Origin of the sequence: Corynebacterium striatum ATCC 6940 (assembly GCF_000159135.1) — a bacterium.
Taxonomy (GTDB): Bacteria; Actinomycetota; Actinomycetes; order Mycobacteriales; family Mycobacteriaceae; genus Corynebacterium; species Corynebacterium striatum.
Genome location: NZ_GG667551.1, coordinates 1 through 586, shown reverse-complemented (window position 1 = coordinate 586; position 586 = coordinate 1). Strand labels below are relative to the sequence as shown.

Here is a 586-nt window from a genome sequence, read left to right as displayed (position 1 = left end):
GGCGAGGATATTAAATATCTGATGCGCCGTGGCAGCATCAATCGGCGTGGTTAAAAAGTCATCCAGGACAAGTACGTCCACGTTGTGGAGTTGCTCAATGAACTTCAACCGGGTGGGGTCATCGGGCTGTAAGACTGCAAGTTGTGTTGCAAGCATGTCCGTGCGGTAGAAACTCGCGGAGTAATCGTTGCGGCACGCCGCGTTGATTAATGCTTGGGCCAGGTAGGTCTTGCCGACCGAGGATTTGCCCAGGATGACAATGTTTTGTCCCAAATGGCACCATTGACCATGAGCGAGTCGGCTGATTTGCTCCGGGTTGATGTTGCGGGCAGGTGTGCACACCACGTTTTCAAGACAAGCATCAAGGTTTGGCGATCGGGATGCTTTCAAAAGTTTGTTGATGCGTCGTTCACGCCTGGCCGCGACTTCCTTATCTAGTGCGTAGAGCACCTTTTGTGAAAACGTCCACGTGTCGAATGCTGGGTCATTAGCAATGTCGATCACTGTTTTACCGAACGCGGTCATACGCAACGCTGTGAAGTCAGCAAGGACAGATTCATCAAGAAATCGATCCATTGGCGGGGTT

At 51.5% G+C, this 586-nt stretch carries 1 protein-coding gene; it reads right to left on the bottom strand.

The window, feature by feature from the left end; all coding sequences use genetic code 11:
* Positions 1-586, bottom strand: a 586-nt coding sequence (locus HMPREF0308_RS12695) for an ATP-binding protein (protein ID WP_211205706.1), incomplete at both ends; no start/stop codon positions are given.